Source organism: Devosia sp. Z6_126 (assembly GCF_058133495.1).
The window spans coordinates 424,597-438,642 of sequence record NZ_JBYUNO010000003.1; the positions used below are offsets into that span (position 1 = coordinate 424,597).

Annotated in this window: 14 protein-coding genes; 12 read left to right on the forward strand and 2 right to left on the reverse strand. The window is 62.9% G+C overall.

Going from position 1 to position 14,046, the window contains the following annotated elements; all coding sequences use genetic code 11:
- The first annotated feature begins 53 nt into the window (after positions 1-53).
- From fliF to AC3YOG_RS14335, 11 genes are all read left to right on the forward strand, one after another.
- Positions 54-1,682, forward strand: coding sequence for a flagellar basal-body MS-ring/collar protein FliF (fliF, locus tag AC3YOG_RS14285; protein WP_489935572.1), 1,629 nt, complete (start codon positions 54-56; stop codon positions 1,680-1,682).
- Between the two features lie 51 nt (positions 1,683-1,733).
- A complete protein-coding gene (fliG, locus tag AC3YOG_RS14290; protein WP_127755283.1) occupies positions 1,734-2,768 on the forward strand; it encodes a flagellar motor switch protein FliG in 1,035 nt (344 codons plus the stop codon).
- Between the two features lie 4 nt (positions 2,769-2,772).
- Entirely contained in the window at positions 2,773-3,429 is a 657-nt protein-coding gene (locus AC3YOG_RS14295; RefSeq protein ID WP_172124069.1) for a FliH/SctL family protein, read from the forward strand.
- A gap of 38 nt (positions 3,430-3,467) precedes the next feature.
- Entirely contained in the window at positions 3,468-3,761 is a 294-nt protein-coding gene (gene fliN / locus AC3YOG_RS14300) for a flagellar motor switch protein FliN (protein ID WP_248305347.1), read from the forward strand.
- Positions 3,762-3,773: 12 nt separating this feature from the next.
- Positions 3,774-5,141, forward strand: coding sequence for a sigma-54-dependent transcriptional regulator FlbD (gene flbD, locus AC3YOG_RS14305; RefSeq protein WP_489935573.1), 1,368 nt, complete (start codon positions 3,774-3,776; stop codon positions 5,139-5,141).
- Between the two features lie 8 nt (positions 5,142-5,149).
- Positions 5,150-5,344: a hypothetical protein gene (locus AC3YOG_RS14310; RefSeq protein WP_127753921.1), complete on the forward strand. Its 195-nt coding sequence runs from the start codon at positions 5,150-5,152 to the stop codon at positions 5,342-5,344.
- On the forward strand, positions 5,341-7,479 hold the full coding sequence (flhA, locus tag AC3YOG_RS14315) for a flagellar biosynthesis protein FlhA (RefSeq protein WP_127753922.1): 2,139 nt from the start codon (positions 5,341-5,343) through the stop codon (positions 7,477-7,479). The genes AC3YOG_RS14310 and flhA overlap by 4 nt, the downstream gene beginning before the upstream one ends.
- Positions 7,480-7,564: 85 nt before the next feature.
- Positions 7,565-8,629: a zinc-binding metallopeptidase family protein gene (locus tag AC3YOG_RS14320; RefSeq protein WP_489935574.1), complete on the forward strand. Its 1,065-nt coding sequence runs from the start codon at positions 7,565-7,567 to the stop codon at positions 8,627-8,629.
- Between the two features lie 44 nt (positions 8,630-8,673).
- A complete protein-coding gene (locus AC3YOG_RS14325) occupies positions 8,674-9,135 on the forward strand; it encodes a GNAT family N-acetyltransferase (protein ID WP_489935575.1) in 462 nt (153 codons plus the stop codon).
- 273 nt (positions 9,136-9,408) lie between these two features.
- Entirely contained in the window at positions 9,409-10,056 is a 648-nt protein-coding gene (locus AC3YOG_RS14330; protein WP_489935576.1) for a PRC-barrel domain-containing protein, read from the forward strand.
- A 75-nt stretch (positions 10,057-10,131) separates the two neighbouring features.
- The gene (locus tag AC3YOG_RS14335; RefSeq protein ID WP_489935577.1) at positions 10,132-11,067 is read left to right on the forward strand and encodes a PRC-barrel domain-containing protein; all 936 of its coding nucleotides are present in this window, start codon (positions 10,132-10,134) and stop codon (positions 11,065-11,067) included.
- Between the two features lie 9 nt (positions 11,068-11,076).
- Here AC3YOG_RS14335 and fliJ read toward each other — a convergent pair whose 3' ends face one another.
- Together fliJ and fliI are read right to left on the reverse strand one after the other, a co-directional pair.
- A complete protein-coding gene (gene fliJ, locus AC3YOG_RS14340; protein WP_489935578.1) occupies positions 11,077-11,487 on the reverse strand; it encodes a flagellar export protein FliJ in 411 nt (136 codons plus the stop codon).
- Positions 11,488-11,535: 48 nt separating this feature from the next.
- Positions 11,536-12,864: a flagellar protein export ATPase FliI gene (gene fliI, locus AC3YOG_RS14345; RefSeq protein WP_127753928.1), complete on the reverse strand. Its 1,329-nt coding sequence runs from the start codon at positions 12,862-12,864 to the stop codon at positions 11,536-11,538.
- A gap of 430 nt (positions 12,865-13,294) precedes the next feature.
- Here fliI and ctrA point away from each other — a divergent pair, with 430 nt between their 5' ends.
- The gene (gene ctrA, locus AC3YOG_RS14350; RefSeq protein ID WP_127753929.1) at positions 13,295-13,999 is read left to right on the forward strand and encodes a response regulator transcription factor CtrA; all 705 of its coding nucleotides are present in this window, start codon (positions 13,295-13,297) and stop codon (positions 13,997-13,999) included.
- Positions 14,000-14,046 lie beyond the last annotated feature (47 nt).

Consider the following 14,046-nt stretch of genomic DNA (forward strand, 5'->3'; position numbering starts at 1 on the left):
TTTTTGCCGGGCGGCAGCTTTCATCGCCGGTGACGTGAACCTCGAGTACCGACTTGAATAACCTGACCCAGCTCATCAACCGCATTGGCCTGCCGCGCCTTGCTGCCATGGCCACCGTAGCGGTGCTGATGTTGGGCTTCTTCGCCTTCCTGATGATGCGCGCTTCAGCCCCCAACCTGGCGCCGCTTTACACCGGGCTGACGCTGGAAGATTCGTCCGCGATCACTACCGAACTGCAAACCCTCAATATCCCATTCGAGCTGCGCGGCGAAGGCGATACCATCCTCGTGCCGCGCGAGCAGATCACCAAGCTGCGCATGGATCTCGCCGGGGCCGGCCTACCCACTCGCGGCCAGGTCGGCTACGAGATCTTTGACGAGCAGAACACGCTTGGCGCTACGAGCTTTGTGCAGAACATCAACAATGTTCGCGCGCTTGAAGGTGAACTCGCCCGCACCATCTCTTCCCTTGCCCGCATCAAGTCCGCCCGGGTTCACCTGGTTCTGCCCGAGCGCGAATTGTTCCGGCGCGAGCGCAAGGATCCTTCCGCCTCGATCGTCCTGTCCGTGCGCGGCGAACTGGCTGCCGGCGAAATCCGCGCCATCCAGCACCTCGTCGCCTCCGCCATCGAGGGTCTCTCGCCGACCCGCGTCTCCATTGTCGATGATACCGGCACCCTCCTCGCCTCCGGCACCGGTGACAGCGCGCAGGGCGCCCTCGCCGGCGAAGCGGCCGAAAAAACCCTTGGCTACGAAAACCGGCTCCGTACGCGCCTTGAAGACATGCTCGCCAACATCGTTGGCGTTGGCCGTGCCCGCGTCGAAGTTGCGGCCGAGATGGACTTCAACCGCTCCACCACCACTTCGGAGACCTTTGACCCCGAAGGCCAGGTCGTCCGCTCCACCCAGCTGCGCGAGCAGGAGAACCAGTCCGGCGCCAATCAGAACCAGGTGACCATCGCCAACGAGTTGCCCGGCGCTTCCCAAACTGCCGCCGATGGCACGCTCGAGCAGGGCACCACGTCCGAAGAAGTCACCAACTACGAAATCTCCAAGACCACCCAGACTGCCGTCACCGAAGCGGGCAGCATCAAGCGCCTTTCCGTCGCTGTGGTGGTGGATGGCGTTTATGCCGATGATGGCGCGGGCAATCTGACCTACAGCCCCCGTTCAGCTGAAGAGATTGCCCAGGTGCTCACCCTGGTACGCTCGGCTGTGGGTTATTCGGAAAGCCGCGGCGACAGCGTCGACGTGGTCAACATGCAGTTTGCCGAGCGGCCCGAACTCAACCTGCCCGGCACCGACAACGCCGCGGGGCTCCTCGACTTCACGCGCGACGACCTGATGAATGCAGCCGAAATGGCCGTGACCCTGCTGATCGCCCTGGCCCTCGTGTTCTTCGTGCTGCGCCCCCTGCTCAAGCGCGCCTTGGTCCCTGAACCCCAGCCTCTCGCCCTCCCCTCCGGTGCCGAACTCGGCGCACCTGTCGCGCTGGGCCCCGAAGGTCAGCTCGTGCCCATCGAAGCGCCCGAATCGGTTACCGGCGCGCCCGATTGGATGGCCAATGCCCGCACCTTGGGCGAAAGCCAGCTCCAGACGCTAAAGACCGTGGGTAGTCTGGTTCAGGAAAATCCCAAGCAGGCCGCACTGATCGTGCGCGACTGGCTGAGCAGCGCGGCATAACCCATGGCCCTGGTCTCCCAATCCCTCGACACCACCGACGCCATGGGTTCCATGGGCAAGCAGCTGGTGGTCGGCAACGATGCGCCACACCGCTCGCTCAGGGGCGACGAAAAGGCTGCAGCGCTTCTCCTCGCGCTCGGCCCCGATCACGGCAAGCCCATCTTCGATGAGCTCGACGAGGTCGAGATCCGCCAGCTCAGCCGCGCCATGGTGCGCCTTGGCCCGATCACCCAGGCCATGTTGGACGAGTTGATGGTGGAGTTTGTCACCAGCGTGTCGGCCAATGGCTCGCTGTCGGGCAACACCGAAACCACCGAGCGCCTGCTGCTGTCCTTCCTCCCCTCCGATCGTGTCAGCTCCATCATGGAGGAAATCCGCGGGCCGGCCGGCCGCAATATGTGGGAAAAGCTCTCCAACGTTCAGGAAGACGTGCTCGCCGCCTATCTCAAGAACGAATATCCCCAGACCATCGCCGTGGTGCTGTCCAAGATCGCGCCTGAGCACGCCAGCAAGGTGCTCGCCGTTCTGCCCGAAGCACTCGCTATGGACGTGATCCAGCGCATGCTCGGGCTTGATCCCGTGCAAAAGGACATTCTCGAAAAGATCGAGAACACGCTGCGCACCGAATTCATGTCGACCCTGTCGCACACCAAGCGCCGCGACAGCCACGAGCAGATGGCCGAGATCTTCAATTCCTTCGACCGCCAGACCGAAGCCCGCTTCATCACCGGCCTCGAGGAAAACAGCCGCGAGGACGCCGAGCGCATCAAGTCGCTGATGTTCACCTTCGAGGACCTGGCCAAGCTCGATGCTTCGGCGGCTCAAACTCTGCTGGCGCGCATGGACAAGGCCGAGCTGGCGCTCGCCCTCAAGGGCGCCAACGAAACGATGAAGGAATTTTTCTTCAAGAACATGTCCGCCCGCAGCGGCAAGCTCCTCAAGGATGACATGGAAGCGCTTGGCCCCGTGCGCCTCAAGGATGTCGATGAAGCCCAGGGCCGCATGGTCGCCACCGCCAAGGATTTGGCCGCTCAGGGTGAGATCATCATCCTCAAGGGCAAGTCCGACGAGCAGATGATCGCTTAGCACCATGGCCAGTCACGCCCGCTTCACCTTCGATCTCGACCTCGGCAAGCGCCCCAGTGCTGCCGCGGTCTCACCGCGCGCCGGCATGGCCGAAGACCTCGTGGCCCGCCTGGTCGCCGAAGCGCGCGAAGAAGGCTATGCCGAAGGCTTTGCCGCCGGCGCCCAGAACGCCGCCGCCATGGCCGCGCAAACCATCGCCGCTGCTGCCGCGACCCTTGCTACTCGCAGCGCCGAAATGGCCGCGGCCCTGGACGATGCGACCGCCAATAGCCGCCGCGAAGCGGTGGAACTGGCCGCCAGCATTGGCCGCAAGCTCGCCTTGCAACTCTTGGCCCGCGAACCCACCGCGGAGCTCGAGGGCCTCATCGCCGAATGCATGGCCAATCTCGAAGGCGTGCCGCACCTTGTGATCCGTTGCCACCCCGATATTGCCGATGGCGTGCGCGACATTGCCACCGCCCATATGACCACCTCCGGCTTTAACGGCCGCCTGATCGTCATGGGTGACCCCGAGCAGCGCCTGGGCGACGGCCGGCTCGAATGGGTCGATGGCGGCCTCGTGCGCGATCTTGATTCCATTTCCACCGACATCGACCGGCGCATCGCTGCCTATCTCGAGGGCGGCCACCCGCAGATCAGCCATGAGGAACCCCATTCATGAGCGCCCCCAACGACAGCGACAACATGAACTTTGAGGAAATGGCCGCCGCGAGCGGCATGGCTCGTGGTCCCGAAGCTCATCTCGAGCGCACCGCAGCCGACCTCGAAGCGGTTTTCGATGTGCCCGTGCGCATCTCCGTCGTATTGGGCCGCACCAAGATGCCGGTGTCCCAATTGCTGCGCATGGATGTCGGCACCGTCATCGAACTCGACCGTCAGGTCGGCGAAGCCGTCGAGATCCTCGTCAATGACCGCCTCGTCGCTCGCGGCGAAATCGTGCTGGTCGAAAACCGGCTCGGCGTCACCATGACCGAAGTCATCAAGCCACAATAAGGGAGCACCGCCATGCGTCTACTCATCGTCGGAGCTCTCGAAGGCCAGCTCAGCACCGCCACCAAGATGGCCATGGATGGCGGCGCCAAGGTCGCCCATGCCCCCTCGGTCGATATTGCCCTCGCGACGCTGCGCGCCGGCCGCGGCGCCGATCTGCTGCTGGTCGATGTGATGATGGACATCGCCCGGCTCATCGGCGGGCTCGAAGCCGAGCGCATCGCCGTGCCCGTTGTTGCCTGTGGCGTGGAAACCAATGCCGCGGCCGCGGTCAACGCCATTCGTGCCGGCGCCAAGGAATACATCCCCCTGCCCCCCGATGCCGAGCTGATCGCCGCCGTTATCGCCGCCGTCGCTCGGGATTCCTCCGAATTCCTGTTCCGCGACCCCGCCATGGCCCGCATCGTGAAAATGGCCGACCAAATCGCGGGCTCCGACGCTTCCATCCTCATCACCGGCGAGTCCGGCACCGGCAAGGAAGTGATCGCCAAATATGTTCATTCCCGCTCCAAGCGCGCTGGAAAGCCCTTTATCTCGGTCAACTGCGCCGCCATCCCTGAGGCGCTCCTCGAAAGCGAGCTCTTTGGTCACGAGAAAGGCGCCTTCACCGGCGCCGTCGCCCGCCGCATCGGCAAGTTCGAGGAAGCCTCGGGCGGCACGCTTCTGCTCGATGAAATTTCCGAAATGGATGTGCGGCTGCAGGCCAAGCTGCTGCGCGCCATTCAGGAGCGCCTGATCGATCGAGTCGGCGGCGGCAAGCCGGTGGCCGTGGATATCCGCATCCTCGCCACCTCCAACCGCAACCTCGCCGACGCCGTGCGGGAAGGCTCCTTCCGCGAAGACCTGCTGTTCCGCCTCAACGTGGTCAATCTCAAGCTCCCCGCCCTGCGGGACCGGCCGGGCGACATCATCGCCTTGTCCGAGCATTTCGTGGCCAAATACAGCAAGGCCAATGGCCTGCTGCCGCGCAGCCTCACCGAGGATGCGCGCGACGCCCTGGTCCGCGCTCCTTGGCCGGGCAATGTCCGCGAACTCGAAAATACGCTGCACCGCGCCGTGCTGCTGTCCTCGGGCGAAAGCATCACCGCCGACGCCATCGTCCTGCCCGACGGCATGGGCCTGCATGAAGTGGCATCCGCGGGCTCCCTTTCGTCCCAGCTGGCGCAAACCGCCGAAGCCATGTCCCGTGCCCTTGTGGGCCGCACCGTGGCCGATGTGGAGCGCGACCTGATCCTCGACACCCTCGATCACACGCTGGGCAACCGGACCCACGCCGCCAATATCCTTGGCATCTCCATCCGCACTCTGCGCAACAAGCTCAACCAATATTCCGATGAAGGCACTTTGGTGCCCGATCCCGGTGAACGCAGGGCCGTGGCATGATGGGCCCCGTGAGCCCCCTTGCGGGCAAGCCCGAACTCGCCTCGCGCGAGCCGTCGGCCTTGGCGCTGGCCATCATTGCCGCCCTGACCCTTGCTGTCAGCACCGATCAGCTCGGCACGGCGTCGGCGGCAGCCCAGGCCTGGGAAACTGCCCAAGCCTTTCCCGCTGAGCACGACACCATCCCGGACCAGGCCACCGCATGAGCGAGCTGCCCACCCTGCGCACCCGCCCGGCCTTCAAGCTGCCGACTGGCGCGGCCGTGCTCGATACCCTGCGCTCAGGCGATATTGCCCTTGCGACAGGGGTCATGGGCCTCATCGTCATTCTCATCGTGCCTATGCCGCCGCTCCTGCTCGATGGGCTGCTGGCAGTCTCGATCGTCTTTTCCGTGATGATCCTGATGACGGCACTCTTTATCCAGAAGCCGCTGGAATTCTCGTCCTTCCCGACGGTTCTGCTGATCGCCACCATGCTGCGGCTCGGCCTTAACCTTGCCACCACCCGCCTCATCCTGTCGGAAGGTCACACCGGCACCCACGCCGCCGGCCATGTCATCGAAGCCTTCGGCAACTTCGTGATGCGCGGCAATTTTATCATCGGCGTCGTGGTCTTTGCCATTCTGGTGCTGGTCAACTTCATTGTCATTACCAAGGGCTCGGGCCGCATCGCCGAAGTGGCGGCCCGCTTCAGCCTCGACGCTATGCCCGGCAAGCAGATGGCCATTGATGCCGATCTGTCGGCGGGCCTGATCGATGAAGCCACCGCCAAGGTGCGCCGCGCCGAACTCGAAGGCGAAAGCGCCTTTTTCGGCAACATGGACGGCGCCAGCAAATTCGTGCGCGGTGACGCCATTGCCGGCCTCATCATCACCTTCATCAACGTCGTTGCCGGCATGGTGATCGGCATGATGCAGGAAGGCCTTACCGTCCAGGAAGCTGGCAATGTTTATACCCTGCTGACCATCGGCGATGGTCTGGTCTCGCAGATCCCTGCCCTCATCGTGTCCACCGCCGCCGGCATTCTCGTGTCCAAATCTGGCGTCACGGGTTCCGCCGACAAAGCCCTTTCCGCCCAGTTCACCGGCTATCCGCGCGCCTTGGGCATGTCCGCCGCCGTGATGGGGCTCTTGGCCTTTCTGCCTGGGATGCCGGTCATTCCGTTCCTCGCCATCGCGGCGGGCGTCGGCTACCTGGCCTGGCGCTCCGCTGCGACCAAGAGCGAAAAGCAGGCCGATGCCACGCGCCTCGCCGCGCTGGCAAACCCGCCCCAGATCGGCAGCCCCGGCGGCCCCGCTCCTGAAGTGCCGATCACCGATAGCCTCAAGATCGACGAACTCAAGCTTGAACTCGGCTATGGCCTGCTGTCGCTGGTCAAGGAAGACGAAAACGGCTCCGACCGTCTTACCGAACAGATCAAGGCGCTGCGTCGTCAGCTCGCGACCGAACTGGGCTTTGTCATGCCGCCCGTGCGCATCCTCGACAACATGCAGCTCGAGCCCAATGACTACAAGGTGCGCATCAAGGAAGTGGAAGCTGGCCACGGCCAGATCTGGGCCAGCCAGCTGATGGTGATGGACCCGATGGGCCGCTCCATCGACCTGCCCGGTCACCACACCACCGAGCCCACTTTCGGTCTGCCCGCCACCTGGATCGAGCCAGCTCTGCGCGACGAGGCCGAACTGCGGGGGCTGTCGATCATCGATCCCTCTACTGTGATCTCCACCCACCTGACCGAAGTGCTCAAGGCCAATGTCGCGGACCTGCTGAGCTACGCCAATGTGCAGTCGCTCCTGTCCGGCCTGCCCAAGGAGCAGCAAAAGCTCGTCGAGGACATCGTCCCCGGACTCATTACCGTTTCGGGCATCCAGCGCGTGCTGCAGACCCTCCTCAACGAGCGCATCTCCATTCGCGACCTCTCGACCATCCTCGAAGGTGTCGCCGAGATCGCCGGCCCGGGTCGGTCCATGCAGATGATCGTCGAGCATGTCCGCTCGCGCCTCGCCCGTCAGCTCTGTGCCGCCAATCTCGGCCCCGATGGCAACCTGCCGCTCCTGACTTTGTCGCCCACCTGGGAGCGCGATTTTGCCGAGGCCATGATCGGCGAAGGCGACAACCGCCACCTCGCCATGGCCCCCTCGCGGCTGCAGCAGTTCATTGGCGCAATTCAAACCGCCTTTGAACGCGCCGCCCAGCAAGGGGAGCTGCCAGTGCTGATCACCTCTCCCGGCATCCGCCCCCATGTGCGCTCCATTATCGAGCGTTTCCGCCCGCAAACCGTGGTGATGAGCCAGAACGAGGTGCACCCCCGCATCCGCCTCAAAACCATTGGCAGCGTTTAACCGGCCCCCTCCTCCAGCCTGCGGCAAGTGGTGGAACTGCCCACCCCGTTAATCATTGAGGCCTGGCATATCTCCGGGGCCTTCCATGAAGCTGTTCAACTGCGACCATTGCGGCAACACCATCTATTTCGAAAATGCCGTTTGCGAAGTGTGTGGCCATCAACTTGGCTATATCTCCGGCAAGAACGCCCTGGTCTCCCTGGTGCAGAACGACGGCGGCAACTGGACCTCGCCCGCCTTTCCCGATCAGCCCTATGTCTTCTGCGCCAATGCCCAGCACGGCGCCTGCAACTGGCTGATCGAAGCGGCGCCGGACGGTGATGTGTTCTGCGCCGCCTGCCGCCACAACGAGACCATCCCGCCGATTGAACAGCCAGAAAATCTGAGCCGCTGGCAAACCATCGAGCGGGCCAAAAAGCGCCTCTTCTATTCCCTGATTGAACTCGGCCTGCCTCTGCAAACGCGCGGGGAAGATCCCCAGCACGGCCTCGCCTTCCGTTTCCTTGCCGACGAACCCGCCGGCACCGCCCCGGTGATGACCGGGCACGAAAACGGCATCATCACCATCGCCCTTGTGGAAGCTGACGACGCTGAGCGCGAAAAGCGCCGCACCCAGATGGGCGAGCCCTATCGCACCTTGCTGGGCCATTTCCGTCACGAAATCGGCCACCACTATTGGGACCTTTTAGTCGACAACACCCCTGCCATCGAGCCCTTCCGCGCCCTCTTTGGTGACGACCGGGCCGATTATGGCAAGGCGCTGCAAACCTATTACGCCAATGGTGCCCCGCTCGGCTGGCCCCAGACCCATATCTCAGCCTATGCCACCTGCCATCCCTGGGAGGATTTTGCCGAAACCTGGGCCCATTATCTCCACATCACCGATACCGTGGAAATGGCCGCCGCCTTTGGTGTGCACGCCCGCCCCAAGGGCCAGGACGAAAGCCTTGCCGTGGACGCCGATTTCAACCCGTATCGCCAGCAGGATTTCGCCACCATTGCCGATCACTGGGTGCCGCTCGCCCTGCTGCTCAACAATCTCAATCGCGCCATGGGCCACCCCGACGCTTATCCCTTCGTGCTCACCCCCGCCGTGGTCGAAAAGCTCGCCTTCGTGCATGATCTGGTGCATGGCCGCTTTGCGCACTGACGCAGCCAGTTCCCAGCGGGGCCGACATGAGCTATGGCCGTGCTATGCAATCGCCTCTCACCATCCTGCCGGTCCCGGTCTTTTCCACCCTCTGCAACGCAGCCTTCGCGCTGCGGCGCGAAGTTTTCGTCTGGGAGCAAAAGGTGCCCGAGGAAGAAGAGCACGATAGCTATGATCTGACGGCGACCCATCTTGTCGCCGTAGCGGAGGGCGAAGTGGTGGGCACGCTCCGGCTCATTGCCTTGCCCGAACACACCAAGATCGGCCGTGTTGCCGTGCGTCAGCATTGGCGCGGCCGCGGCATCGCCAAGGCGATGATGGCCGAAGCCACCCGCCTGGCTGCCGCCGCCGGACAACACCGCCTTTATCTGACCGCGCAGTCCGATAAGCTGGGCATGTACGAAAAGCTGGGCTTCGTCGCCTTTGGGCCTGAGTTGATGGATGGCGGCATGCCCCATCGGGCCATGCGCAACTACGACCGCGACACCGCCGCCCTCAGCGACTGAGAATCCGGCGCGGCCCGATTATCGGCCCGCCCGCATCACTCCCCTCGCAACAGCCCCGCGGCTCGTGGGTCCCGCAAGCCCCTCGCGCGGGCTCGCCTTGACCCATGTATCGGTCCGCGCGCGGGCTCGGCTTGCGACGCAATGTCGGCAAATCCGGGAACCCCTCGCACACAGCCGCGTTACCACAACATCAAGGGCCGCACGGTGCGCCACCTCGCAAGTTTAGCACCGCACGGCCCTGTTCATAACAACAATGAACCTATGGAGCCTATAATGATCCGCACCCTTTTGGCCACTACGGCATTCGCAGCACTGATGACTGCAGGCGCCATCGCTCAGGACGCAACTCCGGTACAGAGCACCGACGCACCTGCCAACAACGAAACCACCACGACCACCACCGAAACCGCACCGGCGACCACTTCGGCCCCTACGGCTCCGGCACCGGCTGCCAATGCTCCGGCTCCTGTTGAAGCTGAGCCAGGCGCTGCGGTTGAAACCTTTGAAATGTCGTCTGGTTATGTTGCCGTCGACAGCGACAACCTGGGCTCCCAGCTGATCGACCAGGCCGTTTATTCGTCCGCTGGCGATGACGCCGAGGAAATCGGCAACATCACCGACATCGTGTTCAATCAGGATGGCCAGATCACTGCCGTCGTGATCGGCGTGGGCGGCTTCCTCGGCATTGGCGAAAAGTCCGTGGCCGTTCCCTTCGACGTTCTCGAATTTGTCATCGCTGCTGACAACACCGAACGTTGGGTTGTTCCCACCACGGCTGATGCCCTGACCAGCGCTCCTGAATTCGTCTGGGAAGAAGACGAGCCAGCTGACGCAGACACCGATACCACCACGGCTCCTGCCGATGGCACCGCTCCTGCTGCCGGTGGCGCTATGGCTCCGGCTGCTCCCACCACCAACTAATCCCCTGTGGATTAGCGCTTCAGGGCCGGCCTTTGGGTCGGCCCTTTCTGTTTGAGCCTCTTTCTGGAGACCGCCATGCTACGACCCCTGACCCTGGCTTCGACTTTCGCGCTCTTGCTCGCAGCCCCGGCCCTCGCGCAGTCCCCGGCTGCAACGCCGCGCAGCGGAACGCCAAGCCAGCTTCAGCAAAGTGGCCTTACCCCTCCCACGATCCTGTCGGAGGGATATTCCAGCCGGGGCGAGGACATTCTGGTGACGGTGCTGCTGGGCGAAACGGTTTATGCCGGGCCCGAAGACGACGCCGAACAGATCGGCACCGTCAAGGACATGGTGGTCACCTCCGGCCAGGGCGTTTCTGCCGTAGTGCTCGGCGTAGGCGGCTTTCTGGGCGTCGGCGAGAAAGACGTTGCCGTCGACTTCACCCAGCTCCAGCAGATCGAGCGCGAAGACGGCAGCCGCCGTTGGGTCCTGCCCACCACCGCCGAAGCATTGACCGCGGCACCCGCCTTTATCTGGAGCGAAAGCGAAGCGGCCACCGGTCCCGAGATGACGCCGGACGAAGAACAGGAGCAGATGGTCGATGGCGATCCCAATGCCGCGCCCATCGATCCCGAACTCACCACCGATCAGCCCGATGCGCCCGTCGAAGCAACCGCGCCGCTCGATCGCACCGACTTCAGCGAAGTCGACCAGTCCGGCCTAACCGCCGATCAGCTGCGCGGTATTGCGGTTTACGGCATCAATGACGAGCAGATTGGCACCATTGGCAATGTCGTCGAAACGCCCGAAGGCGCCATCGATGCCGTGGTTGTCGATGTCGGGGGGTTTCTGGGCCTGGGTGCCAAGCCGGTCGCCGTAGGCTTTGATAATCTGGTGTTTTCCGCCGATACGGCGGGCATGCGCTATCTCTTCATCAACGCCTCGCGCGAACAGCTCGAAGCGCAACCGGCCTTCGACCCCCTCACCTATGCCACCGCCCGGGACGAGCAGCGCATGGTGATCGTGCCCTAGCCCCTCGGGCTAGCGGCGGAAGCGCAGCCGGCCGATTTCATCATAGTCGGATTGCTCTTGCTTGAGCTGTTCGACCGCGTCGCGCTGATGCTCGCGCTGCTCCAGCAGCTCGACCTTCTTGAGGTCTTCGAGCGCTTCAGCCAATGCGTCCTGCGCGATTTCAAGCTTGCCACGCATGTCATTGGCGGAAGCCAGCAGGTTGTCGCGCCGGATTTGGGCGGCCTTGGCGAAGGTCGAATAAGCGAAATGGGCCACATCCGAGATGCCGGTCTTGCTGTGCTCGATCTCGATCTGCTGGTCGAGCTCGCTCGCCATGCGCTCGAAGTCGTTGACCATCATTTCGATCTGCGTCACCTGGCGGCGCTTCTCGTCGACCTGGAACTTCTTGAGCCGAATGAGGCTCTCGCTACGCGATTTCAAGACCTGTACTCCTTACACACCAAGTCAAACCTCCGAGCAGCGGGCCTTTCAGCCCGGTGCACCCGCCTCCGCAACAATGGCCTCGAGCATATGGTAGCCCTCGGCAATCGTGGTCGTTTCTTCCCGCTCCTGGCTCAAGAACGCCTCGAGTGCAGGAAAAACGGCGATGGCGCGGTCCACTTTCGGATCTGATCCCTTCCGGTAAGCTCCCAGCCGGATCAGCTCCTCCATGTCCGAATAGATGGACATGAGTTCACGCGCCTTTGCCAGGACCGGCCTGAACGAGGCCGGAACGCACCCTGGCATGGTGCGCGAGATGGACCGGAGCACGTTGACCGCCGGATAACGCCCCCGTTCGGCAATCCCGCGCTCCATTACGATGTGCCCATCAAGAATGCCGCGTACGGCATCCGCTATGGGCTCATTGTGATCATCACCTTCAACCAGAACGGTAAAGAGTCCGGTAACGGAGCCCGTAAAAGCTGTCCCAGGACCCGCACGTTCCAACAATCGTGGCAATTCTGTGAAAACCGTGGGCGGATATCCCTTGGCCGTTGGCGGCTCGCCGATCGCCAGCCCGATCTCGCGCTGTGCCATGGCAAACCGGGTCAGGCTATCCATCATGCACAAGACCCGCTTGCCCTGGTCGCGGAAGAACTCGCTCAGGGCCAGCGTCAGATAAGCTGCCTGCCGCCGCATCAGCGCCGCCTCATCGGACGTGGCAACCACCACCACCGCCTGCTCGATCCCCACCTCCCCCAGATACTCCTGGATGAACTCGTGCACTTCGCGCCCGCGCTCGCCGATCAGCCCGATCACGGCAACATCCACATTGGTGTTGCGCGCCAGCATGCTCATCAGCACCGACTTGCCCACGCCTGAGCCGGCAAAGATCCCCAGCCGCTGCCCCTCGCAGACGGTGGTGAAGGTGTTGAGCGCCCGCACCCCTAGATCAAGCGGCTCGCCCACGCGCACCCGGTCATGGGCCGCCAGGGGTGACTGGCGCAGCGGATAGGCCTGCGCCCCGCGCCCGAGCGGCCCCTTGCCATCGATCGGCTCGCCATTGGCATTGATCACCCGCCCCAGCCAGTCATGGGCAGGAAACACCGCCCCGTCGCTGCGCTGGAACACGGCCTTGCACCCCAGCCGAACCCCGGCGAGTTGCCCGAAGGGCAGGCACAGTGCATGGCCATCCTTGAACCCTATGATCTCGGCGGCCAGTTGCCCGTCATTGCTGGTTTCGATCTGCACGCGTCCGCCCACCCGCAACTCGCGGACCGGGCCGACAATTTCCACCAGCAGTCCCTGAACGGACTTGACGCGGCCAAAGACCTCAATCTCGTCGATTGCCTCGATGGCTGAAATCAGCGCCTTCATGCCGGATCTCCTGTCGCCTTAACGGCTCCCGAAAACGTGTTCACGTCGGGATGCCGGTGGCTCAAAACTCGAATCAAACAGTAACCCCGCGTTAAGCAAAAAGCTCTATCGCTACCGCAAGGGCCCCTTCATGCGGGATTTTTCGCCGCGCGCCCCTGCTCCCCCGCCAGCGCTGCAATGCTTGAATCCGCCGAGTCGCTTGGCCGGGCTACTTAAACCATTTTCTTAAGAAAAACGCGGCCACTTTTTCGTTTAGTTTCAGACAGTTAGATATAATTCACCTTACCAGATTTTGCGTATTGCGTGATGGAATTAAACTTTGTTAACTATTTGGGCTTAGGGTTCAGTCATATCCAGTACGGGTGACGTGGGGCGAGCATTGGCCGCTGGCTTCACTGTTCCAGCAGGAACGAATCACAAGGGGAATATAATGCGGGTACTCCTTATCGAGGACGATAGCGCGACAGCGCAGAGCATCGAGTTGATGCTCAAGTCCGAAAGTTTCAACGTCTACACCACCGATCTGGGTGAGGAAGGCGTCGATCTGGGCAAATTATACGACTACGATATCATCCTGCTCGATCTGAACCTGCCCGACATGAGCGGCTATGAAGTGCTGCGCACCTTGCGCGTGGCCAAGGTGCAGACGCCCATCCTGATCCTGTCGGGTCTTGCCGGTATCGAGGACAAGGTTCGTGGCCTCGGCTTTGGTGCCGATGACTACATGACCAAGCCCTTCCACAAGGACGAGCTCGTGGCCCGCATCCACGCCATTGTCCGCCGCTCCAAGGGCCATGCGCAGTCGGTGATCTCGACGGGTGAACTCACCGTCAATCTCGACACCAAGACCGTGGAAGTGCAAAGCCAGCGCGTGCACCTCACCGGCAAAGAATACCAAATGCTGGAGCTGCTTTCGCTCCGCAAGGGCACGACGCTCACCAAGGAAATGTTCCTCAACCACCTCTACGGCGGCATGGACGAGCCCGAGCTCAAGATCATCGACGTCTTCATCTGCAAGCTGCGCAAGAAGCTCAGCGTTGCGACGGGCGGCAAGAACTACATCGAAACCGTCTGGGGCCGCGGCTATGTGCTGCGCGAGCCCGACGAGAACGAGCTTTATTCCGAAAGCGCCTAAGCTTTCCCCTTCCCTTGTGCAAGGCCCGGCGCAGTGATGTGCCGGGC